The sequence below is a fragment of the Mesorhizobium sp. 2RAF21 genome (assembly GCF_052115345.1).
Lineage (GTDB): Bacteria > Pseudomonadota > Alphaproteobacteria > Rhizobiales > Rhizobiaceae > Mesorhizobium > Mesorhizobium terrae.
In genome coordinates, this window is the sequence record NZ_JBFRGM010000011.1 from 175,916 (window position 1) to 199,530 (window position 23,615).

At 63.1% G+C, this 23,615-nt stretch carries 21 protein-coding genes; 6 read left to right on the forward strand and 15 right to left on the reverse strand.

Translation table 11 applies throughout. The features are described 5' to 3' along the window. The first annotated feature begins 162 nt into the window (after positions 1 to 162). Genes AB4136_RS19210 through AB4136_RS19230 form a run of 5 tightly spaced genes read left to right on the forward strand, consistent with a single transcriptional unit; the run spans position 163 to position 5,103 of the window. Entirely contained in the window at positions 163 to 978 is an 816-nt protein-coding gene (locus AB4136_RS19210; RefSeq protein WP_024923575.1) for an ABC transporter ATP-binding protein, read from the forward strand. After that, entirely contained in the window at positions 975 to 1,730 is a 756-nt protein-coding gene (locus AB4136_RS19215; protein ID WP_024923576.1) for an ABC transporter ATP-binding protein, read from the forward strand. The genes AB4136_RS19210 and AB4136_RS19215 overlap by 4 nt, the downstream gene beginning before the upstream one ends. Beyond that, a complete protein-coding gene (locus tag AB4136_RS19220; RefSeq protein ID WP_024923577.1) occupies positions 1,727 to 2,638 on the forward strand; it encodes a branched-chain amino acid ABC transporter permease in 912 nt (303 codons plus the stop codon). Before AB4136_RS19215 ends, AB4136_RS19220 begins: the two co-directional genes overlap by 4 nt. Then, positions 2,635 to 3,633, forward strand: a complete 999-nt coding sequence (locus tag AB4136_RS19225; protein ID WP_024923578.1) for a branched-chain amino acid ABC transporter permease — start codon at positions 2,635 to 2,637, stop codon at positions 3,631 to 3,633. Before AB4136_RS19220 ends, AB4136_RS19225 begins: the two co-directional genes overlap by 4 nt. Before the next feature lie 12 nt (positions 3,634 to 3,645). Next, complete coding sequence (locus AB4136_RS19230; RefSeq protein WP_024923579.1) at positions 3,646 to 5,103, forward strand: aldo/keto reductase; 1,458 nt, start codon at positions 3,646 to 3,648, stop codon at positions 5,101 to 5,103. Between the two features lie 59 nt (positions 5,104 to 5,162). Here the strand turns inward: AB4136_RS19230 and AB4136_RS19235 are convergent, their stop codons facing one another. The 15 genes from AB4136_RS19235 to AB4136_RS19305 form a co-directional block, all read right to left on the reverse strand. After that, positions 5,163 to 5,960: an ABC transporter ATP-binding protein gene (locus AB4136_RS19235; RefSeq protein ID WP_137900843.1), complete on the reverse strand. Its 798-nt coding sequence runs from the start codon at positions 5,958 to 5,960 to the stop codon at positions 5,163 to 5,165. Next, on the reverse strand, positions 5,957 to 6,910 hold the full coding sequence (locus AB4136_RS19240) for an ABC transporter ATP-binding protein (protein WP_024923581.1): 954 nt from the start codon (positions 6,908 to 6,910) through the stop codon (positions 5,957 to 5,959). Before AB4136_RS19240 ends, AB4136_RS19235 begins: the two co-directional genes overlap by 4 nt. Then, positions 6,897 to 7,736: an ABC transporter permease gene (locus tag AB4136_RS19245; RefSeq protein WP_137900844.1), complete on the reverse strand. Its 840-nt coding sequence runs from the start codon at positions 7,734 to 7,736 to the stop codon at positions 6,897 to 6,899. Before AB4136_RS19245 ends, AB4136_RS19240 begins: the two co-directional genes overlap by 14 nt. Further along, positions 7,733 to 8,755 (reverse strand): ABC transporter permease, encoded by a 1,023-nt coding sequence (locus AB4136_RS19250; protein ID WP_024923583.1) that lies wholly within the window; start codon positions 8,753 to 8,755, stop codon positions 7,733 to 7,735. Before AB4136_RS19250 ends, AB4136_RS19245 begins: the two co-directional genes overlap by 4 nt. 16 nt (positions 8,756 to 8,771) lie before the next feature. Continuing rightward, positions 8,772 to 10,337, reverse strand: a complete 1,566-nt coding sequence (locus AB4136_RS19255) for an ABC transporter substrate-binding protein (protein ID WP_024923584.1) — start codon at positions 10,335 to 10,337, stop codon at positions 8,772 to 8,774. Between the two features lie 33 nt (positions 10,338 to 10,370). Further along, positions 10,371 to 11,492: a DUF917 domain-containing protein gene (locus AB4136_RS19260; RefSeq protein WP_024923585.1), complete on the reverse strand. Its 1,122-nt coding sequence runs from the start codon at positions 11,490 to 11,492 to the stop codon at positions 10,371 to 10,373. Beyond that, the gene (locus AB4136_RS19265) at positions 11,489 to 13,033 is read right to left on the reverse strand and encodes a hydantoinase/oxoprolinase N-terminal domain-containing protein (protein ID WP_206078110.1); all 1,545 of its coding nucleotides are present in this window, start codon (positions 13,031 to 13,033) and stop codon (positions 11,489 to 11,491) included. Before AB4136_RS19265 ends, AB4136_RS19260 begins: the two co-directional genes overlap by 4 nt. Before the next feature lie 2 nt (positions 13,034 to 13,035). Continuing rightward, a complete protein-coding gene (locus AB4136_RS19270) occupies positions 13,036 to 13,539 on the reverse strand; it encodes an Lrp/AsnC family transcriptional regulator (protein WP_161773045.1) in 504 nt (167 codons plus the stop codon). 580 nt (positions 13,540 to 14,119) lie between these two features. After that, positions 14,120 to 15,739 carry a dihydroxyacetone kinase subunit DhaK gene (locus tag AB4136_RS19275; RefSeq protein WP_024923588.1) on the reverse strand — a complete coding sequence of 540 codons (1,620 nt, stop codon included), beginning with the start codon at positions 15,737 to 15,739 and terminating at the stop codon, positions 14,120 to 14,122. Between the two features lie 31 nt (positions 15,740 to 15,770). Continuing rightward, complete coding sequence (locus AB4136_RS19280) at positions 15,771 to 16,766, reverse strand: ABC transporter ATP-binding protein (RefSeq protein WP_137900845.1); 996 nt, start codon at positions 16,764 to 16,766, stop codon at positions 15,771 to 15,773. Further along, a complete protein-coding gene (locus AB4136_RS19285) occupies positions 16,759 to 17,856 on the reverse strand; it encodes an ABC transporter ATP-binding protein (protein ID WP_024923590.1) in 1,098 nt (365 codons plus the stop codon). The genes AB4136_RS19280 and AB4136_RS19285 overlap by 8 nt, the downstream gene beginning before the upstream one ends. 4 nt (positions 17,857 to 17,860) lie before the next feature. Continuing rightward, positions 17,861 to 18,049, reverse strand: a complete 189-nt coding sequence (locus AB4136_RS19290) for a hypothetical protein (protein ID WP_024923591.1) — start codon at positions 18,047 to 18,049, stop codon at positions 17,861 to 17,863. Continuing rightward, complete coding sequence (locus AB4136_RS19295) at positions 18,046 to 18,987, reverse strand: carbohydrate ABC transporter permease (protein ID WP_024923592.1); 942 nt, start codon at positions 18,985 to 18,987, stop codon at positions 18,046 to 18,048. Before AB4136_RS19295 ends, AB4136_RS19290 begins: the two co-directional genes overlap by 4 nt. Next, complete coding sequence (locus AB4136_RS19300) at positions 18,984 to 19,931, reverse strand: carbohydrate ABC transporter permease (RefSeq protein ID WP_024923593.1); 948 nt, start codon at positions 19,929 to 19,931, stop codon at positions 18,984 to 18,986. The genes AB4136_RS19295 and AB4136_RS19300 overlap by 4 nt, the downstream gene beginning before the upstream one ends. A 105-nt stretch (positions 19,932 to 20,036) precedes the next feature. Next, positions 20,037 to 21,371: an ABC transporter substrate-binding protein gene (locus AB4136_RS19305; protein ID WP_024923594.1), complete on the reverse strand. Its 1,335-nt coding sequence runs from the start codon at positions 21,369 to 21,371 to the stop codon at positions 20,037 to 20,039. A gap of 271 nt (positions 21,372 to 21,642) precedes the next feature. Between AB4136_RS19305 and AB4136_RS19310 the strand changes: the two genes are divergently transcribed. After that, positions 21,643 to 22,674, forward strand: coding sequence for a LacI family DNA-binding transcriptional regulator (locus tag AB4136_RS19310; protein ID WP_024923595.1), 1,032 nt, complete (start codon positions 21,643 to 21,645; stop codon positions 22,672 to 22,674). The last annotated feature ends 941 nt before the right edge of the window (positions 22,675 to 23,615 follow it).

The window sequence follows — 23,615 nt, forward strand, 5'->3', positions numbered from 1 at the left end:
TGCGACCAAGGAGCGGACGGAAATCGGCGCGCGACGGTTCTTGCGATCAGGCATTTTGTCCACCATTCGAAACCGGATGCCAGTTCGATTTTTCTAGTTGCATTTCGCTGCGATGTAAAGTTTGATCAAACATCATCGATCAAAATTCTTCGATTGACCACAATGCAGCCTGTCGCAGACACACCTTCCGCTCTTCCGCACGCCGACAGGCGCGCGGAGCTCGTCAAAGCTCAGGACCTGGTGAAACAGTTCGGCGGCCTGCGCGCGGTTGATCATATGTCGATCGCGCTGCATCGCGGCGAAATGGTTGGGCTGATCGGCCCAAACGGCGCTGGCAAGACCACCCTCTTCAACCTTTTGGCCGGCAGTCTCACGCCGACATCCGGTTCGATCAGGATCGGCGGCGTCGAGGTTGCGCAGGAACGCCCGGAACGGCGCATCGCCCGTGGCATCGGCCGTACCTTCCAGATCCCTCGTCCGTTTGCGGAAATGACCGTGTTGGAAAATGTACTGGTCGGCAGTCAGAACCAGGCTGGCGAGCATATCTGGTCGAATTTCCTGCGGTCCGGTCGTGTCGCCGTCCAAGAACGCCAGGCTGTCGAAAAGGCGCGTTCGCTGCTCGACTTCGTCAATCTATCCAGTCTCGAAGCCGAACCGGCGCGGGTGTTGTCCGGCGGCCAGCGCAAGCTTCTGGAACTGGCGCGTATGCTGATGGCCGATCCCGAGACCATCCTGCTTGACGAACCGGCGGCCGGCGTCAACCCGACGCTGCTCGAACTGATCATCGATCGCGTGCTCGAACTGAACGGTCAGGGCAAGTCGATCCTGCTCATCGAACACAACATGGACATGGTGGCTCGGCTGTGTGGCCGCGTTGTTGTCATGGCGGCGGGAAAGTTCCTGACCGAAGGCTCGCCCGCCAAAGTTTCGCGTGACCGAACCGTGATCGAAGCCTATCTCGGCGAGGTTACAGTATGAGTGGCCAACAGCCTCCAGTTGCTCTATCGACCCGTTCCTTGGTCGCCGGGTACGAGCGCGACCTGCCCATCGTGCGCGGTGTCGATTTTTCGATCCGCGCTGGCGAACTTGTCATCGTGCTCGGCCCCAATGGCGCGGGCAAATCTACCTTCGTCAAGGCGATCGCCGGGCTGGTGCCGATCCATTCCGGGACCGTCCTTCTTGGCGATTTCGACAGCACCGCCGTTCCGACGCACGAGAAAATCCGCCACGGCCTGGCTTTCGTGCCGCAAACCGAAAACATCTTCGCAACGATGTCGATCCACGACAACTTGCTTCTGGCCGCGAACGTGCTGCCGAAGGAAAAGCGCAGCCGCCGTATCGCCGATCTCTATGCAATGTTCCCTGACCTCGCCGGACGCCCCTCCTTGCGCGCCGGCCAGCTTTCGGGCGGCCAGCGCCAGATGCTGGCGGTGGCGCGCGCGCTGATTGTGGAACCCGCCGTGCTGATCCTCGACGAACCGTCGGCCGGTCTTTCGCCGAAGATCGTGCAAGAGGTCTTCGCGCAGCTCAAGGCGATCAACGAAGCGGGTGTCACCATCATCCTGGTCGAACAGAATGTGAAAGCGGCTCTCGCCATTGCCGACCGAGCAGTCATACTGGTGGAGGGACAACTGCGCCACGAAGGTCCTGCCGCAACCCTGGCCAACGACCCGATCGTCGCCGAACTCTATCTTGGCGCGCGGCGCAGCGGCGAGGTACCGACGCCATGAACCCGCAACTCATCATGGACGGACTGATCGCCGGATCGATGATCGGGCTCGGCGCCATCGGCATCACATTGACCTATTCGATCCTGCGCTTCGCCAATTTCGCGCATGGCGAAATGATCAGCTGGGGTGCTTATTTTGCCTTGGCGGCGAGCGGCCTGATCGGCTCCCTGTCTGGCGCGCTGCTTGCTCCGATCGGTCCGTTTTCCTTCGGCTGGTCGCTGCCGCTGGGCATCGTTGCCGCCATGGCCTTGACCGCGGGCCTCGCTTTGCTCGTCGACGCCTTGCTGTTCGGTCCACTGCGGAAAAGGCGCAGCGCCATCATCATCATGGTCATGGCAAGCTTCGGCGCCTCGCTCGCGCTCCGCAGCACGCTGGAATTCATTTTCACCTCGAAGCCCGCTTATTTCTCGAAGGCACTGCAGATCGCGCTTCCGCTTGGCGGTGGGCTCAGGGCAACACCCGACCAACTCTTGTCGCTGGCCGCTGCAGCCACGCTCGTGCTCGCAGTCCATATCATGCTCACGCGCACGGCAATCGGGCGTTCGATGCGCGCCGTCAGCGAAAATCAGCAGCTTGCCGGAGTTGTCGGCGTCGACGTACGCCAAGTCATCCGCACCGTTTGGGTGCTGGGTGCGGCACTTGCCTGTATCGCCGGCGCGATGGCAGGCCTGCTGGTGCAGATTCGCCCCTATATGGGCCTGGATCTGCTGTTGCCGCTGTTCGCCGCCGCGATCCTGGGCGGGATCGGCAGCGTTCCCGGAGCCATGCTGGCCGGTTTGATCGTTGGCATAGCGGAAGCGCTGGGCGTGCAGGTGATCGGCGCCGAATGGCGCGCGGCGGTCGCCTTTGTCATCCTGGTCGCCGTCTTGTTGTTGCGCCCGCAAGGCCTGTTCGGGAGAGCCGAATGAGCGTCGAATTGATCGCCTACGCCGCCTTCTTCCTGACCATGGCTCTGACCTATGCGGTCATGTGCCTCGGCCTCAACGTGCAATGGGGTCAGACCGGCCTGTTCAATGTCGGCGTCGCGGGTTTTGTCGCCATCGGTGCTTATGTCTCGGCGCTGCTGACAACCCCTGATGCACCTGACCGCTTCGGCGGCTTCGGCCTGCCGATCCTTGTCGGCTGGTTGGGCGCGGCCATCGCCACCGGACTTGCCTCCTTCCTGGTCGGTTGGCTGACGATCCGGCTGCGCGCCGACTACCTCGCCATCGCCACCTTCGGTGTCGCGGTGACGGTGCAGCTCATCGCGCTCAACCTGCAAAGCGTTACGGGTGGACCCTTTGGCATCGGCTTCATCCCGCGCCCCTTCGCCGCTTTCGCAAGCGATCCGCTGGCATTCAGCCTGCTCAATCTTGGCGTTCTGGTGGTCGTGGTAATTCTGCTCTACCTCGCACTCGAGCATCTGCTGCGCAGCCCATGGGGACGCGTGCTGCGCGCCATCCGGGAAGACGAAACCGCCGCCCTCGCGCTCGGCAAGAACGCCACCCGGTTCCGTCTGCAGGCCTTTGCCATCGGCGGCGCCATAATGGGATTGGCGGGGGCTACCCAGGCACACTTCGTCGGCTTCATTGCACCCGACAATTATGTGCCGCTGCTCACCTTCCAGGTCTGGGCCATGCTGATCGTCGGTGGCTCCGGCAACAATCGCGGCGCGATCCTCGGCGCCGTCCTGGTGTGGGGGATTTGGGCGGCCTCGGCGGGTGCCATCGCGGGCCTGTTCCCGCCGGACCAGCAAGCCCGTGCCGCTGCATTGCGCATCGTCATCATCGGCGTCGGTCTTTGCGCCATCCTGCTGTTGCGACCCCGAGGCATCCTTGGCGAAGAACGCATTGTTTCGCGCCATCTCGCCCGTCTCTCGGCCAGGCAAGCGGCGTCCACGAACCCCACCAATCCAAATCCCTGAACGAGGCACATGATGCTAACAACTCCCGAGCGCACGACGCTTGCCGGGCTCGACATCAGCCGCCTGCTTTGTGGGCTGTGGCAGGTGGCCGATCTGGAGAAAGGTGGTACGCCGCTCGATCCGGAAAACGGCGCCGACGCTCTGCAGGCTTATGTCAACGCCGGTTTCGACACGTTCGACATGGCCGACCACTACGGAAGTGCCGAGATCATCACCGGCCGCCTGCTGGCGCGTTATCCTTCCGGAAAGCGTTCGCTGGCCTTCACCAAATGGTGCCCTGAACCCGGGCCGATGACGGCGGATGTGGTCCGCAAGGGCGTGCAGGAAAGGCTCGACCGGCTCGGCGTCGACAAGGTCGATCTCCTGCAGTTCCATTGGTGGAGCTTCGAGCATCCCGCCTGGCTCGACGCCCTGCATGAAATGGCGAAGCTCAAGAACGAGGGTTTGATCAGCGCCATCGGCGTCACCAATTTCGACGCCGCCCACTTGGCCCTGGCACTTGCCGACGGTGTCCCCCTCGCCTCGAACCAGGTTTCCTTCTCGCTGGTCGACCGCCGCGCGGCCGGTCCGCTTTCGGAGCTTTGCCAGCGCACCGGCGTAAAATTGTTCGCCTATGGCACGCTTTGTGGCGGCTTCCTCAGCGACAAATGGCTGGGTGCCTCGGAGCCCGCCTCGATCGCCGACTGGAGCCGTTCGAAATACAAGCGTTTCATCGATGCTGCCGGCGGCTGGCAGGCGTTTCAAGACATTCTGGTCGCAAGCGGCGAGATCGCCCGCAAGCACAAGGTCTCGATTTCCAATGTTGCCACGCGCTGGGTTCTCGAACACCAGGCGGTGGCGGCGGCCATCATCGGCGCCCGACTTGGCGAGAACGAGCACCGCGACGACAATTTGAAGGTCTTCGGCTTTGCGCTCGATGCCGAGGACAAGGCACGGTTGGAGGCCGCCTTCGCCGAAACCCTGCCCATTCCTGGCGATTGTGGCGACGAATATCGCCGCCCGCCTTATCTCACCGCCTCGGGCGATCTCAGCCATCATCTCGACGCACTGCCCTCCATCTACGTGGCCGAGGCCATTCCCGGACGACCGGGGCGTTCGCGCGTATCCTCGGGCAGCGTGTGGGAGCCGATTGCCGGCTATAGCCGTGCCGTGCGCATCAAGGACACGATCCATGTGTCCGGCACCACTGCCACCCACGGCTCCGACCGTTGTGTGGCACCCGGCGATGTCGGCGCGCAGACCACCTATATCCTCGACAAGATCGTAGCTTCGATATCCGCGCTCGGCGGACGGGTGGAAGACGTGGTGCGCACCCGCATCTATCTTCGCGATGCAGCGCAATGGGAACCGGCATCCCGCGCCCATGGCCGCGTCTTCGGCGAGATCAAGCCAGCCAACACCATGGTCGCCGCAGGCGATCTGATCGGCGACTACGAGGTTGAGATCGAAGCGGTCGCTGTTGTCGGCTGATTGCGTCCCGGAGGTTTAGGGATCAGGCCACAACATCGACGGCGTGGAAACGCCGTAAGTCATGCCCGGTCCGGGCGGACATTGAGACCGAACGCCAGCAGTTCGCGCGTGTAGTCCTGCGCTGGCGTCCGCACCACCTCTTCTGTCCGGCCGGATTCGACCACGTCACCCCGCCGCATGACCATGAGGCTATCCGCCATATGCGCAACGACCTTCAGATTGTGGGTGACGAAAAGCATCGACAGGCCGCGGCTTTCCTTCAGCTCGGCCAGCAGGTTCAAAATCTGGGCCTGCACCGAGACATCGAGTGCAGAAGTCGGCTCGTCGAGGATCATCAGCTTCGGCGCCAGCGCAAGCGCCCGCGCGATCGCGACACGCTGCGCCTGGCCGCCGGAAAGCTCGCGCGCACGACGCTCGAGGAAGTCCGACGGTAGGCCGCAGTCCGATAAGAGGCTCTTGATCCTGGCGCGCATGGCGAGGTTTGACCGGTCTCCTCGCGCGAGCATCGGCTCGGCGATTATCTCGGCGATCGTCAGGCGCGGGCTGAGCGAGAGAAAGGGGTTTTGCGACACGACCCCGATCTTCTGACGTACGCGCCGCAAAACATCGCCGTTCAGGGCCAGCCAATCCTGCCCCTCAAGCCTCACCGAGCCGCTTTCAACCGGCAGCAATCGCAACAGCGCGCGCAGAAGACTGGTTTTGCCGGACCCGCTCTCCCCGACGATGCCGAGGGTTTCGCCCCTGGCGAGCTCGAAACTCGCGCCGTTGACCGCCGGCTTCGGCGCCGCCGCGAATAGGCCGCGGGCGCGGTAGCGGACGACGAGATCGCGCACCTCGAGGATCGGCGCCGGGCTCATGCCGCATCTCCCGGCAGATGGCAAAGCCAGCGATGCGTCGCCGCGTTCCGCTCGACCGGCGCCTGCGTGGCGCAGATCAGCATGGCCCGCGAGCAGCGCGGCGCAAAGGCGCAACCCTTGATCGGCGCACGCGGCGGCGGGATCGAGCCTTCGATGGCGGCAAGCCGCGCGCCGTGCGGCGCGGCGTCAGGCAAGGCGGCCAGCAAGGCGCGGGCATAAGGATGACCCGGCCGCTGCAGCACATCGGCGACAGGGCCGGTCTCGACCGACAGTCCGGCATAGAGCACCGTCGCGCGGTCGCAGGCTTCAGCAATCACGTCCATGTCGTGGGTGATCATCAGAACGGTCAGCCCGCGCTCGGCCACCAGCTTGCGCAACAGCGCCAGAACCTGCGCGCCGACCGAGACGTCGAGCGCCGTGGTCGGTTCGTCGGCGATCAGGAAATCAGCGCCAGTTGCCAGCGCCTGCGCGATCACCACGCGCTGCTGCATGCCGCCCGACAGCTGATGCGGATAGCTTTTCAGCACCCTTTGCGGATCAGGCAATCCGGTGGCGGCCAGAAGATCGATCGCCTCGGCCAGCCGCGCCTTTCGCGACATGTCGCGATGCGCGCGCAGCACGTCGTCCATCTGCCGCGCGATGCTGAGCACGGGATTGAGCGCGGCAGCCGGGTCTTGCGCGATCATGCCGATGCGGCGGCCGCGCAGGCGGCCGGCATTCTGGCGCAAATCCTCGCCGTCGAAATGCAGCCGCTGCGCCACGATCCGCGCCCCTTTCGGCACCAGCCCCAAAAGGGTCATGCCGGTCATGGTCTTGCCGCAGCCGGATTCGCCGATCACGCCATGGATTTCGCCGCGTTCGATTTCGAGACCGATGGAACGGACGGCGTGCACGTCGCCGTCGGCGGTGGGAATGGAGACGGAGAGGCCGCGGATTTCAAGCAGCGCCATGACGCGCCCCTTCTTTGCGATCCCGCAGCGCATCCCCAAGAACGCTGAAGGCCAGCGCGATGAAGAAGATCGTCAGGCCGGGCATGGCCGAATACCACCAGCGCGCGGGAAAGAACTTGCGCCCGGCATCGACCATCTGCCCCCAGTCGGCCGTCGGCGGCAATATGCCGAGGCCAAGGAAAGACAAGGCCGCAGCCGTCAGCAAAGCCGGCCCCACGTCCAGCGCCGCCTGCACGGTCAGCGGACGCGCGGTGGCGGGCAGGATGTGGCGCGCGATGATGCGAGTGTGCGAAACGCCGGCGAGCCGCGCCGCCTCGACATAGGGCTGCCCGCGCAGCACCAGCACCTCGGCGCGGGCAAGCCTGGCATACCAGGGCCACCAGGTAACGGCGACCGCGATGATGGAGTTGAGGAAACCGGGGCCAAGCGCCGCTGCCATCAGCACCGCCAGCAGCAGCGCCGGAAAGGCCAGGAACACATCGGTGCCGCGCATCAGCGCCTCGTCGATCCAGCCACCGAAATAGCCGGCCGCCAAACCGACAGGTAGGCCGATGAGCAGCGAAAACAGGACAATCAACACCCCGTTCGTCAGCGAGACGCGGGTGCCGTAGATGACGCGGCTGAGCACATCGCGCCCCAGATGGTCCGTCCCCAGCCAGTAGTCGGCCGAAGGCGGCATCAGCTTCGCGGCTATATTAGGCGCGCCTGCCCCCTGCCCCGGATAGGGAGCGATCCATGGCGCAAGCACGGCGACAAGCACGAACAGGACAACAACCCCGAGAGCGACGGTGCCAGGCCAGCCAAGGCGGTGGACGAGCCGGCTCATGACAGCGCCACCCGCGGGTCAACAAGGGCCTGGGCAATGTCGATGACGAGGTTCATCACGACATAGCAGATCGTCACCACAATGGTGACCGCCGCGATGACCGGAAAATCCTTGGCAAGGACCGCTTCGGAGACATAGCGGCCAAGGCCTGGCCAGGCGAAGATGATCTCGACCAGAACCGCGCCGGTCAGCGCGTAGGCAAACGACAGGCCAATCACGGTCAGCGCCGGTCCCATGGCGTTGGGCAGCGCGTGGCCGAACAGGATGCGCAGCTCCGACAGCCCGAGCGCCCGCGCGGCGGTGACGTGGCGGCGCTCAAGGATTTCGATCATAGCCGAGCGCGTCAGCCGCATCGCCACCCCGGCGGGATAGGAGGCCAGGGTCAGCGCCGGCAGGATCAGGTGTTTCAGCGCATCGCCGAAGGCGTCGAGCCGTCCGGCGAGCAACGCGTCGATCAGGTTGAAGCCGGTGATCATCTGCAAGGGCGCGCTGATCGAAATCTCGCGCGACAGCCGTCCGGACAGCGGCAGGATGCCCAGCCATTGCGCGAAGACGAGCTGCAGGATCATGGCGAGGAAAAAGGTCGGCATCGCCACGGCAGCGATGGCGCCGAGGCTACCCAGCCGGTCGGCCCACTTCCCTTGTCGTGCGGCGGCGACGACACCGAGCGGGATGCCGATCAGAAGCGCCAATCCGGTCGAGAACACGGCCAGTTCAAGGGTCGCCGGAAGATAGGCACGCAAATCCTCGGCGATCAGGCGCCGCGATTTATAGGAAACGCCGAATTCGCCGGACGCCATGGCTCTGGCGAACCCGGCGAAACGCTGGATGAGCGGCGCGTCGAGATTGAGTTCTTGACGCGCCTTTTCGATCTGTTCGGCTGTCGGACGCGGCCCCGCATAAAGCGCCGCGGGATCCGAGGGAACCACCTGCGCCACGACGAAGACCAGAAACGTCACCCCGACCACGACAAAGGTGGAGAGAACCGTCCGACGCAGGATGTAGCGCAAGAGTTCCATCGGACCGCAGGCAGCCCTAACGGCTCATTTCGTTGACGAAGGTGACATGTCCGTAGGCTGGATTGTCGACATAGCCTTTGATGTTGGAGCGAATGATGTGGACATTGGGACGGTCGAGCATGAACACGGCCGCCGCGTCCTCGATCACCTTGCGCTGTGCCTCGATGAACAGTTTTTCGGCACGCGGACGATCAGTGCCGGACAACTTTGCCGCCTCGTCGATCTTGGCGTCAACGTCGGGGTTGGAATAATAGCCGAGGTTGAAGTTCGGCTTCTCCTCGCTGTGGAAGAGATTGAAGAGATAGTCGTAGGGCGTGACGAAAGTCGGCCACCAGACCATCACGAAAATGTCCTGGGCTGCCTTCGGATTCGACTTGCCAAGCTGCCACTGCGCTTCCCAAGCCATCGGCTGCAGCGTCAGCGTGATGCCGAGCGTTTCGAGATTAGCCTTCCACAACTCCCCGGCGACGGCAGACAGGCTCTGGCTGGTGGTATAGGTCATCACCAGTTCCAGCCCCGGTGCGACGCCTTCTTCCGCCAAAAGCGCCGCGGCGGCCTTCAGATCGGTGTGCGGGATCGGCGCTTCGGTGTCGTGGCCCCAGATCCCGGCGGGCACCACGCCCTTGGCGCGCGTGCCGAGCCCCATGGTGCCGGCGGCGATCACATCGTCATACGGAAAGGCCAGCGACAGCGCCTGGCGAACCTTGGGCCGGTCCAGCGGCGCGCGTTTTACATTGTAGAGACCGAACAGCGTTTCGAAGGACGGATTGACCGCCACCCTGAGATCGGGGTTGGCCTGCATCGCCTTCAAGTTTTCGAAGGGGATGTTCTCGGTCCAGTCGGCCTGGCCGCTTTCGATCATGTTCTGGGCCAACGTCGTGTCCTCGACGATCTCGAAGGAAACCGTCTTGAAGGCGCCTTCCGGAACCTTGCCCCAATAACCGTCGACCCTATCCAGCACGGCGCGCTGGCCCGGCTCGTAGCGGGAAATCTTGAACGGTCCCGTGCCGGCATCGTTACCTTTGTTGAACCACGCATTGTCCTTGTCCAGCGAGGCCGGCGCATAGATCCAAGCGGCGAAACCGGCGGAAGCGATCAAGTCCAGCGGCTGGGTATCGGAAAGCACGAAAACCACCGTCAGCGGATCGGGGGTCTGGATGGCGGAAACCGATCCCCAGATGAAGGACGCGCCACCGCCGATCTTCTTGGTGCGCTCGATCGAACCCTTCACCGCCTCCGACGTCAACGCGCTGCCGTCGTGGAACTTCACGCCGTCGCGCAGATGGAAGGTCCAGGTCTTGCCGTCTTCGCTGACATTCCAGGATGTAGCGAGCAGCGGCTCGATCCTGGCCTGGCCCCCTTCCCCCGCCGGGATATAGCGCGTCAGCCCCTCGTAGGCATTGGCGAGCACCGCGCCGTCATTGGAGAAGGAGGTAGCCGGATCGAGATCCGGGAAGCTGGTCGGATAGGCAAGCGTGAAGATGCTGCCCTTGCCTTGCGCCATGCTGACATTCCAACGCGAGCTGGCGGCGGTCGCGAGCGCGGCAAGCGCTGCGGTCTTCAGAAGGTGACGACGGTTCATTTCAATCTCCCATTGATCGATGGCCCGTATGGATCAGGCGTCTTCTTGGTAATGCGGCACCGCCGGGGCATCGGCGGACACCCCCATCGGCACGAAGTCGAAGTCGTAGCCGAAGGCGCGCGGGCCGACGGACTCCAGTGCGATATCGCTGCGCAGCAGCACCGGCGCCGGCATCGACAGCACGTCGATGCGCAGACCGTAACGCAGTTCCTCGGTGCCGATCGCACGCCCGGTTTCGGAATCCACGATGCAGATCAGGTCCGGCACCATGGTGAAGATCTTCTCGCCTTCGCGCGCGATCAGATATTCGTTCTGGATTTCCACGACGAGGCTGCGCCCCGCATCCTCGTCGAGCCCGGCCACGGTGAGCTGGCCGCGGGTAAAGCCCGCCATCACGCGGCGGCTGATATCGGTGACCTTGCCGCGCATCAGGCGCGCGCCGCCCGACTGTTTCAGGATCGCCTCGACCGGATCGGCCTTCGCCGCCCGCGCGGCCAGCACCGCATCGCCCAGGCTCCAGGCCTGGCTGGTGGTGTGCGGCACGCCGAAACGGCGCACGAAATCGCCCGACATCGGCGCCGTCGTCATCAGCGCCGTGCAGCCCATGGCGATAGTGCCGGCGCGCAGCAGCTTTTCCAGCATTTTTGGCGTGGTCGCCTCGGTCACGATCATAACGTTGCCGTCCGCATCAGCGAGCCCGGCGGGCTGCACCGCCTGGCCGTGGATGAAGAAGGTCGTCATCTGCACTTCCGGAAAGGCGCGCCCCATGCCGTCCGCATCGACCACCGGCAGGTCGACCATCGCCGCCGTCAGCATCGGCGCGATGCCGTTGCCGCCGCCCACCTCGTCGCCGAGCAGCGCGTCGACCTTGCGGCCGAGATGCCGTTCCAGTGCATGCAACAGCCGCACGCCTTCGCCGCCCTCGGCGATCTTCTCGATACCAACGGTCGGCGCTCCGATGCCGCCAAGGCCGAGGATCTGCGCATCCGGCGCCATGTCGGCCGGCCGCACCATGCGGATGCGTTTGCCGTCGCGCAGCAACGCCTTGGCGCGTAGCAGGCCGTGATAGGTGCTGCCGCCGCCGCCGGTGCCCAAGATACCGCAGCCGATGGCAATGCGATCGATATCGGCTTCGGTCAGCGTCCAGTATTTCATACCCGCAACTCCCCGATCACTTTCGCCGCGACGCGAATGGCGTTGCCGGGCAGATAGGCCAGCGGTGTTTCCTCGATTTCGGCCAATGTCACCGTATCGGCGTCTGCTCCCGCCTCGACAGCGCGCGACCGCGCTTCGCCGACTATGGTTTCGAGCGCGATCTCTCGGCTGGTGCCTTCGAGCGAGACGACGCTGTCGACTTCGCCCGAAACCTGCGCGATGGCCGCGCCGATGGCATTGGCTGAACCGAAGTGATCCGGCTTCAGCGAGATCGAGGTTCCCTCGAGCAGGCCGTCGACCAGCACCGAACCGCCGCCGACCAGAATGGCGGGGATCGGGTCGGCACTCGGCTTCATGCGATCGAGCACCGTCTCGATGCTGGCCTTCATCTGCGCCAGTATCTGGCGGGCGAAGTCGGGCGTGATGTGGCCAAGACGGCTGCGATCGCCGAGATCGACCAGGCCTGCCGCCACGGCGATGTCGGTGGCGGTCAGCGTGTCGCCACCGAAGCAGAGTGCCTTCTGCGACAGGCGGAAACCGACGGAATCCGGGCCAACCGTCGGCAACGCGCCGGGACGCACGATGCTGCCGCCGCCGAGACCGAAGGAATAGACGTCCGGCACGCGGAAATTGGTCGGCACGCCACCGATCATCGCGCCTTCGCTGCGGGTGCGCGGAAATCCCGCCACCAGCATTCCGATGTCAGTCGTCGTGCCGCCGACATCGATCACGGCGGCATCGCCAAGCCCGGTCAGGAAGGCAGCGCCGCGCATCGAATTGGTCGGGCCGGACGCGATGGTGAAGACGGGATAGCGCTCGGCGAATTCCGCCGCCATCAACGTGCCGTCGTTCTGGGTGAGATAGAGCGGGCAATGGAGGCCAAGGGCCGCGAAGGCCGAGCGAAAGGCGCCGACCGTCTCATGGCCGAGTTTGTTCAGGCCTGCATTGAGGATCGTCGCGTTTTCGCGCGACAACAGGCCGGTGCGGCCGATGCGATGCGAAAGACTGATAGCGGCGCCGGGCAACTCCTCCGCCACGATCTCGGCTGCCTCGTTTTCCATGCGCGGATCGACCAGCGCGAAGACCGAGCAGATCGCGATGGCCGGCACGCGTTTGGCGCGCCATTCGCGACAGGCGGCACGGATCGCCTTCCCATCAAGCGGGGCGATTTCGGAACCGTCATAATTTACGCCACCGCCCACCATCACGGCACCGCCTTCGACGATCGGGCGCAACGTATGCGGCCAGTCGATCATCGGCGGAAGCGAGCGCGTCGCCGCGCCGCACAGTCTCAGCACGCCGACCTTTTCCAGATGGCGTCCTTCGACGACGGCATTGAGGAAATGCGTGGTGCCGATCATGACCGCATTGACCGAGGCAGCGATCACGCCGGCTTCCGCCAGCACCGTGCGGATGGCCGTCGCCACCCCCGAAGTCACGTCCGCCGTGGTCGAGGACTTCACCGTCGCCAGAACCTCGGTGCCGCGCAGCAGCGCCGCATCCGTGTTGGTTCCGCCGACATCCACCCCAATGCGCAGCATGACTATCCCTTCTTCTTGCCGGCAACGTCCGCCACCCGGCTGAGCGGGGTCGTCCTTGTGCCGAAAACCTTGTAGAGCCGCAGCACGACCGAGCTCTCGACCCGCCTGACACCGGGCAGCTTGCCCAGTTCCTGGTCGATGAATTCCAGAAGCGCTGTGTGGTCCTTGACGAAAAGCGAGGCGCTGAGGTTCGACGCGCCGCTGGTCGCGGCGAGGTAACCGATCTCGTCATACTCGGCGAGCAGGATGGCCACCTCATCCACCTGCCCTGGCTCGACCTCGATGATCAGCTCGACCTGGACATCGCGTCCCAGCGCCACGGGATCGGGAATGGCGCCGATCACGATCATCTTGTCCTGCAGCAGCGCGGCGATGCGGTTGCGGACCGTGCGCTCGGACACCGAGCCGATCCGCCCCGCGATCTCGGCGGCGGACAACCGTCCGTCTTCAGTCAGATACCGGATGATCTCGCGATCAAGATCATCGACGGGGTAGCGCTGGCTCATCACCATGTTCCATGTCGGCTTTGTGACAGAAGTTTCATTTCCGAAACGGAAATTTGTCAAGCTAAATTGTGCCGTATCGGATGATAGACGATCAGAACTCGCGACTATCGGCCGGATGCGAGCCTGATCGCAGTGCCGAAGCCGCTCATATCAACGAACCAGGACGCATTTCATGCCGTACGCACGCTCCTGCGGGCGCTACCCTAGGAAACCACCGGGCTCGTCACCGAGCCAGGCATCCTGATCGCTCGACGATGGATGATGATATCAGCCGCCTTCTCGCCTAGCGGCAACGCTCAGCGGTCCGGTAGTTGAAAAACTATCCGGGAGAGCGCGGGGCTCTTTGCGGGCCGTTCTGCCGTCGTTGCTATGGCGCTCAGTCGCCAGGTTCGATCATCAGCCGCATACAGGTTTCGGCGGCCGACGGGGCTCGCCGAATTGAGAACCGCTCGATCTTGTTGCGGCGACGACAGGAGTTGCTGCTGCTTCACAGCCCCAAGGAAGGACCGCACCATCTGGATGCGGCTACCAGTTGTCGTAAGACACACAACGCGGTAGTCGAACCGCTAAGACCGCGCTGTCAGGCCGCCAGATGTTCGAAGAGCCTGGCCACCGCTTCCGCGCCGGGGTCGACATGCCCCTCGAGCTGCTTGGCATTGATGTAGGCGGCGCGGCCGGCTTTGGCACGAACAAGCGTCGCGGTGAAGTCCGCACCCTGCCGGGCAGCACCGGCCGCATCGGCCATGCCTTTGCCGAGCGCTTCGAGGGCGGGGGCGAGCGCATCCACCATCGTACGGTCGCCGACCCGGGCGCCGCCGATTTCCTGCATACGCGCCAGTCCCGCCCGCAACGCTTCCCGCATCGGCAGGCCGCTCGATGCGCCGTCGCCGGCGGCGGCGAAGAAGATGGCGAGCAGGACACCGGACGAGCCACCCATCGTCTGGCTGAGTTCCTGGCCGATGGCGCGCAAAAGCTGCGTGTGATCCGAAAGCGGCAGGCGGTCGAGCGCGTTGATCAGCGCACGCGCCGCGCCAGCCAGCGTCGAGCCCGTATCGCCATCGCCGGATTTCGCGTCGAGCGCGTTGAGATCCTGCTCGGCGGCGATCAGCACGTTGCAGCAGTTGACCAGGAAAACACGTGTCGCCGCATGCTGCGACGGCATTGGCATGATCGGCGTCAAACCGTCGGGCAAGGCGGCGACGGTTATTGGCCGAACCGCCGAGACACCTGGCCAGGCGGGAAGCGGTACGGGGGTTTTCAGAAGGTCCAGCTCAACCGCGTCAGCTGGGAAAACGGTGATGGAAAAACCCTGCATGTCGAGCGAGGTCATCAGTGGTGCCGGCCCAACGGCATGGGTGATTTTTTCACCGACGGGCGAGCCGAGGAAATCATGCGCCAGCACCGACATTTCGACGACCGAGGTGCCGCCGAGATTGTTGATCAGCGCAACATGCGGTCCCTCATCCATCACCGCCGCCAGCCGCTCTGCCATCGTGGCAACCGCAGCACGTGCGCCGGCGAAGTCGATCTGCTCCACCCCTGCCTCGCCGTGGATACCGAGGCCGAGTTCGGCCTTGCCTTGCGGGATACGGTCCTCCTTCGGCGAGCCTGGAACACGGCAGGTGTCCAGCGACATGCCGATGGAGCGCGTGCCGGCGATGACGCGCTTGGCGGCGGCCGTCACCGTATCGAGGTTCGCCCCCTGTTCGGCAAGCGCGCCCGCGATCTTGTGCACGAACAGCGTGCCGGCGACGCCGCGCGCCTGCGGCAGGTCGGGCAGCGCGATGTCGTCGCCGACGATCACCATCGAGACATTGAGACCGAAGGCACGCGCCCGCTCGGCGGCGAGGCCGAAATTCAGCCGGTCGCCGGTATAGTTCTTGACGATGAGCAGACATCCGGCAGAACCGGTCACCGCTAGGATGCCCGCCAACACCGCATCGACGCTCGGCGAGGCGAAGACGTCGCCGCACACGGCTGCGGTCAGCATACCCTTGCCGACAAAACCGACATGGGCTGGTTCGTGGCCGGAGCCGCCGCCCGAGACGATCGCCACCCTGGTCTTGTCCCAATCGCTGCGCAGCACGACGCGGATATGCGGATAGCCGTCGAGACGGGTGAGCGCGCCGCCGGACAGCGCCAGCACACCGTCGATCGCCTCGGTGACGACATCTTCGCGCTTGTTGATGAACTGGGACATGGAAATTCTCCTGAAGCTAAGCGCGAGCGGATCAAGCCAGCCGCATGCCAACCGCGTCGAAATAGAGCGGCCGCGACGGTTGGATGCGGATGGTCTCGCCGCCCCTAAGTGGCGAATGTGTGTCGGTGACGGTGATGAGGTCGTGCTTTTTGAAGGCGAGATGCAGGCGCGTCTGGTCGCCGAGATGCTCGACGCGCTTGACGAGTGCCTCCTCGCCCTCGCCTTGCGCGATGTGCTCGGGCCGCAGACCAATGCTCTTGGCGCTCGCCGGCGCTCCGGCGAAAAGATCGGCCGGCAGCACATTGATGCGTGGTTGGCCGAGCCGGGTCGCGGCATAGACGCTGACCGGCTGTTCATAGACCTCGCGCGGCGAGCCGAACTGCACGAGCTTGCCTTCGTTCAGCACGCCGACATGGGTTGCCATCGTCATCGCCTCGATCTGGTCGTGGGTGACATAAAGCAGGGTGGCGCCCGATTTCGCCTGGATGCGCTTCAGTTCGATGCGCAAATCCGCACGTAGCTTCGCATCGAGCGAACTCAGCGGTTCATCCATCAGGAAGATTTCAGGATTGCGCACCAGCGCCCGGCCGATCGAGACGCGCTGCATCTCGCCACCCGACAGCGCCGTCGCCTTGTTGTCCAATTTGTGGGCGATCTGCAGGACCTCGGCGACCTCCTTCACCTTGCGTTCGATGACGTCTCGCGGCGTCTTCAGCAGCGGTGACTTCAGCGGGAACTCCAAATTCTGGCGAACCGTCAGATGCGGGTAAAGGGAATATTGCTGGAAGACCATGGCGACGTTACGCTCGGCCGGCGACAATCCCTTCATCGACCGACCGCCGAGATAGACTTCTCCGCTGTCGGGCTTGTCGAGACCAGAGACCATGCGCAGCATCGTCGTTTTGCCAGCTCCTGTCGGACCGAGCAGCACGACAAAGGCGCCGTTGGGAATTGTCAGCGACACATTGTCGAGCGCGACTGTGCCGCCAAAGGTCTTCGTCACCTTTTCAAGGACGACCTCAGCCATGTCCCTGCACTCCTTCATTGGCTTCGGAGATGAGCGCCTTGCCGGTCTCCGCATCGAAGAGCGATAGCGTGCGTGTATCGAAGTCCAGCCCAATCAGATCATCCTCGCGCACCGTCCGCGCCGAGGAAATGCGCGCCTTCAGTTCGCCGTGTTGGGTCGCCAGCGTCACGATCTGGGTCGTACCGAGATATTCGACGGCGCTGACACGACCGCGATAGACGGCATCGTCCCGGAAACTGACATGCTCCGGCCGCACGCCGAGCGTCAGGCGACCGGCGCGGCCTTCGCGCGCGGCAGGCACCTTGACCTTGATGCCGCCGAGATCGACGCTGTTGCCGTTGATGCCGATCATGCCCTCGAAATCGAGGAAGTTCATCGACGGGGAGCCGATGAACTGAGCGACGAATTTCGTCGCCGGCCAGTCATAGATCTGCTGCGGCCGGCCGAACTGCTCGACCACGCCATGGTTCATGACGACGATCTTGTCGCCCATCTGCATGGCTTCCAGCTGGTCATGCGTCACATAGACGGTGGTCGCGCCCATGCGATCGTGCAGTGCCCTGAGTTCCTCGGCCATATGTTCGCGGAACTCGGCATCGAGTGCGCCGAGCGGCTCGTCCATGAAGAATGCCTTCGGCCGCCGCACGATGGCCCGGCCGAGCGCCACGCGTTGGCGGTCGCCACCGGAAAGCCCACCGACGGGTTTGTCGAGGATGTGCTCAATCCTGAGGATGCGGGCGACTTCCGTGACACGTGTCCTGACCTCCTCGCGCTTCATCCCCTGGCTGACTAGCGGATAGGAAATGTTCCTGCGCACGTTCATGTGTGGGTAGAGCGCGAACATCTGGAATACGAAAGCGATGTCGCGCTGGCTTGCCCGCTTCATGCCGACTTCCTCGCCGTCGATGAAGATCTCGCCCGACGTCGGCAGTTCGAGACCGGCCATCATCCGCAGCGTCGTCGTCTTGCCGCAGCCGGACGGGCCGAGCAGCATGAAGAACTCGCCGTCCTCGATGGTGAAACTCGAGGACTGAACGGCTGTGAAGGGGCCGAATTCCTTGCACACGTTCTGGATTCTGATCTGCGCCATCGGCCTACTCCGGGAAATGGCTGACGATGATGAACATCACCGTGCCGGCCAAGGTTACGATGAAGGACCAGGAATAGAGCGCGAGCGCGAAAGGCTGCATGAGCATGACAACGCCCGCCGCGATCAGCACCGATGCCAGCATCTCCCAGGCGCCACGCCGAAATTGCAACAATCCGTCGAAGAACCTGGTCATTTGCGAACGGCTCCGAAGGTGATGCCGCGCAGCAAGTGTTTGCGCAGGAGAATGGTGAACACCATGACCGGCACGAGGAAGAGGGTCGCGCCCGCGGCAACGGCCGGCCAATCCTGGCCGCTAACGCCGATGATCGTCGGGATGAAGGGCGGTGCCGTCTGGGCGTTGCCCGAGGTCAGCAGCACGGCAAAGGCATATTCGTTCCAGGCAAAAATCAGGCAGAAGATGGCTGTCGAGGCGATGCCGGTCGCGGCCTGCGGCAGCACCACCTTGTAGAAAGCCTGGAAGCGCGTGTAGCCGTCGATCAGCGCCGCCTCTTCATACTCGACCGGGATCTCGTCGATGAACCCCTTGAGCAGCCAGACCGAGAGCGACAGGTTGACCGCCGTATAGAGCAGGATCATGCCGGCATGGGTGTCGCTGAGGCCGAGCGAGCGGAACATCAGGAAGATGGGAATAGCGACCGCGATCGGCGGCATCATGCGCGTCGAAAGGATGAAGAACAAAAGATCATCCTTCAAAGGCACCTTGAAACGCGAGAAGGCATAGGCTGCGGCCGTGCCCAAAACGATGCAGAGCACGGTCGAGCCAAAACCGATGATCACCGAATTGGTGAAGCGTTCGGCAAAGCGCGATGGGCCAGAAATGACAAGACCGTCCTTGCGCACCAATTTGTCGTACCAGGTCTGTGGTTCGCCAAGCGCCTTAAGCTGATCCTCGGAAAGGCGCGTGCGCGTGGTGAAGACGTTGACGTAGCCTTCGACCGTCGGCGTGAAGAAGGTCTTGGGCGGATAGGCGATGGCGTCAGACGGCGACTTGAAACTCGTGCCGATGATCCAGACCAGCGGCAGTATCGTGATCAGCGCATAGAGAACCACCAGGATTCCAGCGGACCATTTCTGCCGCGGCGACGGCTCGGTGACGGAATAGCTGCTCATCGCTGTTTCACCTTGTTCAGAGCTTTCACGTAGATCGAGGCCAGGCCGAAAACGGTCACGAAGAGGATGACGGCATAGGCCGAGGCATAACCCGTGCGCCACTTCTCGAAAGCTTCACGCTTCAGGTTGATCGAAGTGAGCTCGGTGATGGAGCCCGGCCCGCCTCCGGTAAGCTGCACGACGAGGTCGAACATCTTGAAGTTTTCGATGCCCCGGAAGAGCACGGCGAGCATCAGGAATGGCAGGACCAGCGGGATGGTGATCGTCCAGAACTGCCGCCACTTCGAGGCACGGTCGCATTCGGCCGCCTCGTAGATGCTCGCTGGAATGGAACGCAAGCCCGCGAGGCAGATCAGCATGACGAAGGGCGTCCACATCCAGGTATCGACGATGATGATCGCCCATGGCGCCAGCGATACGTCGCCGATCATCGAGAAGGAGGACGGATCGGCGCCGGTGAGAAAGCCGACCGCGTAATTGAAGAGGCCGATCTGCGGCTGGTAGAGAAAGGTCCAAAAATTGCCGACCACGGCGGGGCTCAGCATCATCGGCAACACGATGATTGTCGTCCAGAGATCGTTGCCGCGGAACTTCTTGTTGATCAGATACGCGAGCGTGAAGCCGATCAGGACCTGAAGCACGATCGTCCAGATCAGGAAATGGGCCGTCGCCTGCATGGACAGCCAGATATCCCGGTCGGACAAGATGCTCAGGTAATTCTTGAGGCCGACGAACTCGACCTCGGCATTGGGGCGATTGACCCGAAAATTGGTGAAGCTCAGCCGGATCGTCCAGATCAGCGGGAAGATATTGACCGCGAGTAGGAGCACGATCGACGGTGCGACGAAGAGCCAGGCAAGCGAGCGATCCGACAGGCCCTTGATGCGCCTGGCAATTGCACGCGGCGTCGCCTCGGCGACCCGATCCACCGGTGAATGCAACATTGATAGTCCCCTGATTATCAACAGTGCGGCGACGGAGCCGGACTGGTCCCGGCTCCGTACCGTACCATGGCCGCTGGGAGGATGCGGGACACGCCATTATGGCGGTCAGTACTTGCCTTCGTCGTCGAAGACCTGCGTCCAGTCCTTGACGAGGCCGTCGAGTGCATCCTGGGCAGAGCCCTGGCCGGCGACGACATAATCATGGAACCGCTTCTGCGCAGCCTGCAGCAGCGAGGCATAGGCGGGCTCGGCCCAGAAATCCTTCACGATCGCCATCGAGTCGAGGAAGGTCTGCGCATAGGGCTGGCTGGTGGCAAAGCTCGGATCTTCCACCACCTTGCGCAGCGCCGAATAGCCGCCCATCTGCCACCATTTCTGCTGGATTTCCGGCTGGGCGAACCACTTGATGTAGGCGAGCGCATCGTCCTTCTTCTCCGATGCGGAAACCACGGAAATGCCCTGGCCGCCAAGCTGGGCGAAGGCGACGCCGTCCGGGCCTGCCGGATTCGGGAAATAGCCCGACTTGCCACCGCCGACATTGGCGTCGGCATTGATACCTGGCCAGGTGAAGGCAAAGTTCATATGCAAGGCAACCTGGCCCGACTTGTAGGCATCGATGTCCTCGGACATGTAGGCGTCGGAATGGCCGGGTGGCGTGCAGCAGTCATAGAGCTGCTTGTAGAACTCAAGGCCCTTCACCGCCTTGGCGGAGTTCACGTAGCCTTGCAGCTCATAGGGCTTGGCGGGATTCTCATACTGGAAACCGAAACTGTAGAGCACATCCATGGCACCCATGGTGATGCCTTCGGAGCCGCGCTCCGTATAGATCGCCGCGCCATAGACCGTCTTGCCGTCGATCTGGCGCTTCTGGAAGAATTCGGCGATGTCCTTCAGCTCGGCAAAGGTTTTCGGCACGGCGAGGTCGCGGCCATATTTCTGCTTGAACTCCGCCTGCAACTCGGGACGCGCGAACCAGTCCTTGCGATAACTCCAACCAACGACGTCGCCGAAGGCCGGCAGCGCCCAGTAGTTCGGCGTATTCTTCGGCCATTCGGCATAACCCACGACGGTCGCCGGAATGAAGTCGTCCATCTTGATTCCTTCCTTGTCGAAGAAATCGTTGAGCTTGACGTACTGGCCGTTCTCGGCGGCGCCGCCGATCCATTGGCTGTCGCCGATCATGAGGTCGCAGAGCTTGCCGCCGGAATTGAGCTCGTTGAGCATGCGGTCGGCAAAATTCGGCCATGGCACGAATTCGAACTTCATCTTGATGCCGCTCTTGGCCTCGAAGTCCTTGCTGAGTTCGACGAGCGCATTTGCCGGGTCCCAGGCGGCCCAGCAGAGTGTCAAGTCCTTTGCCCTGGCTTGCTCAGTGCCGGCAACTCCGGCGGCCAAAAACACGCCGAACGCGGCCAATGATCCGATATGGCGAAAATTCATGACTGGGACCTCCCTGCCCCTCCTTCCGACCTCCATCGGAAGGGTGAAACGCCCGTTATGGGCACCTGACGCGGAATGACGCTCCCGGCGGGCCCATACTCCTCCGCGCCGCCTGTGGCTCGCGCCGATCCTCCTGGGCGACCACGGCGAGAGTCATAATTGAGGTGCGCACCTCAATGCAAGTCATTTTTGAGGTACGCACCTCAATTCTTGCTTTTCGACTGCTTTTGTTGGAGAAATCTGGTTCGAATCTGGAAATGAGATCTGAACGGTGCGGCCAACCACGAAAGACCTGGCGGAAGCCGCAGGCGTCAGCCTCGCCACCATCGACCGCGTGCTCAATGAGCGGCCGAATGTCAGCTCCAAAGCGGCGAGGAAAGTGGCCGAGGCGATCGAACGAATCGGCTTCGTGCGCAACCCTGCCGCCGTGGCACTGGCGCGCAACAAGACCTATCGCTTCCGTTTTGTCCTGCCAACCTCGGGCGACCAGTATCTCGCTGAACTCATCGCCCGGGTCAGCGAGGCGAAGGAAGCGTTGCGCACCGATTCGACCGAGGTCGAGGCCGAACAGATCGCGATGAGCGACCCGCACCAAGTCGCCAAATACCTCACAGGTATCGACCATGATGCAGTGGACGGCGTTGCCGTCATGGCGCCGGAATCGCCGCAGGTACGCGACGCGCTGCTGCGGCTCGTGGAAAGGGGCGTCAAGGTGGTGCAGTTCCTCTCAGGCCAGGAGCGGCTGGAGAGCGCGGACTATGTCGGCGTCGACAATTTTGCAGCCGGCGCAACCGCCGGCAAGATAGCAGGCCGCTTCATCGGAGACAGGCCCGGCAAGATCATGGTCGTGGCCGAAACCATGATGGCGCTGGACAGCATCCAGCGCCGCCTCGGCTTCGACAGCATCATCAACGCCCAGTTCCCACACCTGGTGAGCCTGCCGTCGTTGGAAACCTATGCCGACGAAAGGCGCGCCGATCTGATCATCCGGCGCACCCTCCAACACAATCCCGATACGGTCGCCGTCTATGTACTGAGCTCGGAAGCGCGGGGGCCACTCACCGCGGTCTGGAATACGCAAGGAGGCCGCCCCCTCACCGTCATCGTGCATGAGCGTACCCCATTCAGCGAACAGGCACTGATGGACGAGCGCATCGACGCCGTGATCGCGCAGGACCCAGGCCACGCGGTGCGCAGCGCGCTGCGCATCATGCGGGCCCGCTCCGACCATCGCGAACCTCTGGCCTCGCAAGAGCGGATCCGCATCGAGGTCCTGCTCAAGGAGAACATCCAGTTCGAGTGAGCCAGCGCGATACAAGCCATGATGCCACTCCTGAGATCATTGTGCGCTCTGCCTGAGGACCTCGCACCCATTGAGATCGGCACCAACCTTTGCAGCAATCTCTGCACTCTGGACGGCCCCACGCACCGACCAGATGAGCGTCTGTTCAGCAACCTCGACGGTAAGTTCGATCTCGACCGGCAGGCCTAGAGAGTGTTTCCTATTTCACGAGAGTCGCGGGGACTCCCGGTTGGGCTGGTTTGTGATTCAAGGTGTTGGCTGGGCAGAGGCCATCATCTGACAATGCAGGCCCTTTCGAACGATCTTCGTGAGCTTGTTGTTGAGGCGGCGATCAAGGCCGCTGGCGCCAGATTTTGGTACCTACCGCCCCACTCTCTCGACCTCAGCATAGCTTCATTCGTTCGGAGGTTACAAGGCATTGCTCTTCTGCGACCATCCCATGTGGCCCCCGACTTTGCGCTTTTATGCCGAGCTGACAACGATCAGGATATAGCAGCCCACCGAAATGCGCTGAAGGTGAATTTGTCATGCCGACGACTAGGTAGCGAAACAGTTGGTAAAACCGCCTATGCATCGCGCCAGTAGCCCGAAGCTCCAGCGCCCAAGACGCGCTGTCCCGAAAGCTTAGGGGCGAATTTTGCCCTTTCAGCGCACACGAACGGCAAGCTCGCACCAAGAAAGTGTGCACCCTGTGTGGCGGTAGAAACTGCCGTCCCTACAAGCCGCTTAAGTACATTCCGGACCACGTCGGTGGCAGATGATAAGAACAAGCACATGATGGGCTGCTCTAAGCAGCTAGCTGCCTTGGTAAATCCGGTTTGAAGTCCAAATGTCTATCGGGTTACCAATCTCTGGCTGCAACATTGACCTACGTTGAAATTGGTCGCCTGCGCGTCCGAATTCGATGAGAGTACCGTCTCGCGCGGCCCGGGCGTTAGGAC

Excerpts from the sequence above, each read along its gene's own strand:
- AB4136_RS19210 (WP_024923575.1), top strand. The coding sequence starts at position 163 with ATGCAGCCTGTCGCAGACACACCTTCCGCTCTTCCGCACGCCGACAGG.
- AB4136_RS19215 (WP_024923576.1), top strand. The coding sequence starts at position 975 with ATGAGTGGCCAACAGCCTCCAGTTGCTCTATCGACCCGTTCCTTGGTC.
- AB4136_RS19220 (WP_024923577.1), top strand. The coding sequence starts at position 1,727 with ATGAACCCGCAACTCATCATGGACGGACTGATCGCCGGATCGATGATC.
- AB4136_RS19225 (WP_024923578.1), top strand. The coding sequence starts at position 2,635 with ATGAGCGTCGAATTGATCGCCTACGCCGCCTTCTTCCTGACCATGGCT.
- AB4136_RS19230 (WP_024923579.1), top strand. The coding sequence starts at position 3,646 with ATGCTAACAACTCCCGAGCGCACGACGCTTGCCGGGCTCGACATCAGC.
- AB4136_RS19235 (WP_137900843.1), bottom strand. The coding sequence starts at position 5,960 with ATGAGCCCGGCGCCGATCCTCGAGGTGCGCGATCTCGTCGTCCGCTAC.
- AB4136_RS19240 (WP_024923581.1), bottom strand. The coding sequence starts at position 6,910 with ATGGCGCTGCTTGAAATCCGCGGCCTCTCCGTCTCCATTCCCACCGCC.
- AB4136_RS19245 (WP_137900844.1), bottom strand. The coding sequence starts at position 7,736 with ATGAGCCGGCTCGTCCACCGCCTTGGCTGGCCTGGCACCGTCGCTCTC.
- AB4136_RS19250 (WP_024923583.1), bottom strand. The coding sequence starts at position 8,755 with ATGGAACTCTTGCGCTACATCCTGCGTCGGACGGTTCTCTCCACCTTT.
- AB4136_RS19255 (WP_024923584.1), bottom strand. The coding sequence starts at position 10,337 with ATGAACCGTCGTCACCTTCTGAAGACCGCAGCGCTTGCCGCGCTCGCG.
- AB4136_RS19260 (WP_024923585.1), bottom strand. The coding sequence starts at position 11,492 with ATGAAATACTGGACGCTGACCGAAGCCGATATCGATCGCATTGCCATC.
- AB4136_RS19265 (WP_206078110.1), bottom strand. The coding sequence starts at position 13,033 with ATGCTGCGCATTGGGGTGGATGTCGGCGGAACCAACACGGATGCGGCG.
- AB4136_RS19270 (WP_161773045.1), bottom strand. The coding sequence starts at position 13,539 with ATGAGCCAGCGCTACCCCGTCGATGATCTTGATCGCGAGATCATCCGG.
- AB4136_RS19275 (WP_024923588.1), bottom strand. The coding sequence starts at position 15,739 with ATGTCCCAGTTCATCAACAAGCGCGAAGATGTCGTCACCGAGGCGATC.
- AB4136_RS19280 (WP_137900845.1), bottom strand. The coding sequence starts at position 16,766 with ATGGCTGAGGTCGTCCTTGAAAAGGTGACGAAGACCTTTGGCGGCACA.
- AB4136_RS19285 (WP_024923590.1), bottom strand. The coding sequence starts at position 17,856 with ATGGCGCAGATCAGAATCCAGAACGTGTGCAAGGAATTCGGCCCCTTC.
- AB4136_RS19290 (WP_024923591.1), bottom strand. The coding sequence starts at position 18,049 with ATGACCAGGTTCTTCGACGGATTGTTGCAATTTCGGCGTGGCGCCTGG.
- AB4136_RS19295 (WP_024923592.1), bottom strand. The coding sequence starts at position 18,987 with ATGAGCAGCTATTCCGTCACCGAGCCGTCGCCGCGGCAGAAATGGTCC.
- AB4136_RS19300 (WP_024923593.1), bottom strand. The coding sequence starts at position 19,931 with ATGTTGCATTCACCGGTGGATCGGGTCGCCGAGGCGACGCCGCGTGCA.
- AB4136_RS19305 (WP_024923594.1), bottom strand. The coding sequence starts at position 21,371 with ATGAATTTTCGCCATATCGGATCATTGGCCGCGTTCGGCGTGTTTTTG.